This window comes from bacterium, from assembly GCA_021372775.1.
In the GTDB taxonomy this organism is placed as follows: Bacteria; Acidobacteriota; Polarisedimenticolia; order J045; family J045; genus JAJFTU01.
In genome coordinates, this window is record JAJFTU010000125.1 from 1 (window position 1) to 1787 (window position 1787).

Sequence of the window (1787 nt, forward strand, 5' to 3'; positions counted from 1 at the left end):
CACGACGTCGCCGACGCGCTGCGCCGGCTGCCGCTGGACTTGCGGAACGCGATGTACCTCGAGGGGGGGCCGACGGCGCAGTTCTCGCTGGAGGCCGGCGACCAGCAGCTCGACTTTTCGGGGCTGTACGAGGCGGGTTCCGTCGGGGAGGGGCGCCGCGCCGACGCGGTCCCGATCCCCAACGTCATCGCCGTTCAGCGCCGCGTCCGCCGCTGATTCGGATTTGGTGCGGACTGCCCGCGCGTCTCGCGGGACGCGCGTCGTATCGACGCCATGTTCTCGACGCGGTGCGTTCGACGCCGCGGGCTTGGGGCCGTAACGAAGGGCGTGTAGGGGCGGCTGGCGCGTCCCGATTGCCGTGTCCCCGCTCACGATTCGTCCGCGCCTGCCGCCCGACGTGGACCTCGGGCAACGTTGCCTTTCGTCGTTAAAGGCAGGATTGCGCGTGGATCACGTTGCGCGGATCAGGAGAGCGGGGCCAGGGCGCGGTGCACGAGGGAGAGGGGATCGAGGAGGAGGCCGGGGAAGACGCCGAGGATGATCGTGCCGAGAACGGCGACGCCGAGCACGAAACGCGCCGACAGCGGCACGCGGATCTCCGACGAGAGCGGGTCCTCCGGCTCGCGCAGGAACATCGTCGTCACCACGCGCAGGTAGTAGGCCGCGCCCACCACCGCCGCCACGGCCATCAGCACGGCGAGGCCGGCGTGCCCCGACTGCAGCGCGGCGAGGAAGATCACCAGCTTGCCGTCGAAACCGGCAAGCGGCGGAATGCCGGCCATCGAAAGGAGGAAGATCGCCAGCGAGCCGGCGAGCCACGGGCGGCGCTTCCAGAGCCCCGCGAACTGGAACAGGTCGTCGGCGTCCGCCCCTTCGCGCTGGAAGAGCGAGACGACGGCGAAGGCGCCGATCGTCATGAAGCCGTAGGCGAAGAGGTAGAAGACGAGGTTCGGCGCGGCCACCGGCAGCGGCGCCAAGAGCGCCAGCGCGAGGTAGCCGGCGTGCGCGACGCTGGAGTAGGCGAGCAGCCGCTTCAGCCGCCGCTGGGCGAGGGCCAGCAGGTTGCCGACGACCATCGTCAGCGCGGAGAGCGCCGCCACCGCCGTCGTCCAGCGCTGCGTCGTGTCCGGCGCGCCGGCGAAGCCGGTGTGCAGCACGCGCAGCAGCACGACGAACGCCGCGGCCTTCGTGCCGACCGCCATGAACCCCGCGACCGGCGTCGGCGCCGCCTGGTAGACGTCGGGCACCCAGAACTGGAACGGCGCCGCGCCGACCTTGAAGGCGAAGGCGACGATGATCAACCCGAGGCCGGTGAAGAGCGCGACCGAGCCGTACGGCGCGAGGCCGTCGTTCGCGCGCAGCGCGGCGGCGATCCCCGGCAGGTCGAAGTGGCCGGTCGCGGCGAGGACGAGGGCGAGGCCGTAGACGAGGAAGCAGGTGGAGAAGGCGCCGAGCAGGAAGTACTTCAGCGAGCCCTCCACCGCCTCGGCCTTCTCCCGCGCCATGCCGACGAGGACGTAGAGCGGGATCGAGAGGATCTCCAGCCCGAGGAAGATCATCACCAGGTTCTCGCTGCCGACCATCAGCGTCATGCCGGCGACGGCGAGGAACGAGAGCGGGTAGACCTCGGGGCGGTGGGCCTTCGTCTTCTCGAGGTAGTGCGGCAGCAGCAGCACGGTGGCGAGGCCGGCGAGGGCGAAGAGGACGTCGAGCCAGAGGGCGAGCCGGTCCACGCGCAGCATGAACAGCCCGGCGACGCCGGCCGTCTCGCGGAAGTCGCCGAAGGC

At 71.2% G+C, this 1787-nt stretch carries 2 protein-coding genes; one reads left to right on the top strand and one right to left on the bottom strand.

Annotated features, from left to right (window positions below):
• On the top strand, nucleotides 1–216 hold a 216-nt coding region (locus LLG88_04255), incomplete at its 5' end, for a phosphodiester glycosidase family protein (protein MCE5246118.1).
• 248 nt (nucleotides 217–464) lie between these two features.
• Here the strand turns inward: LLG88_04255 and LLG88_04260 are convergent.
• Nucleotides 465–1787 (bottom strand): NADH-quinone oxidoreductase subunit N (locus tag LLG88_04260; GenBank protein ID MCE5246119.1); only part of this gene is annotated, 1323 nt, incomplete at its 5' end.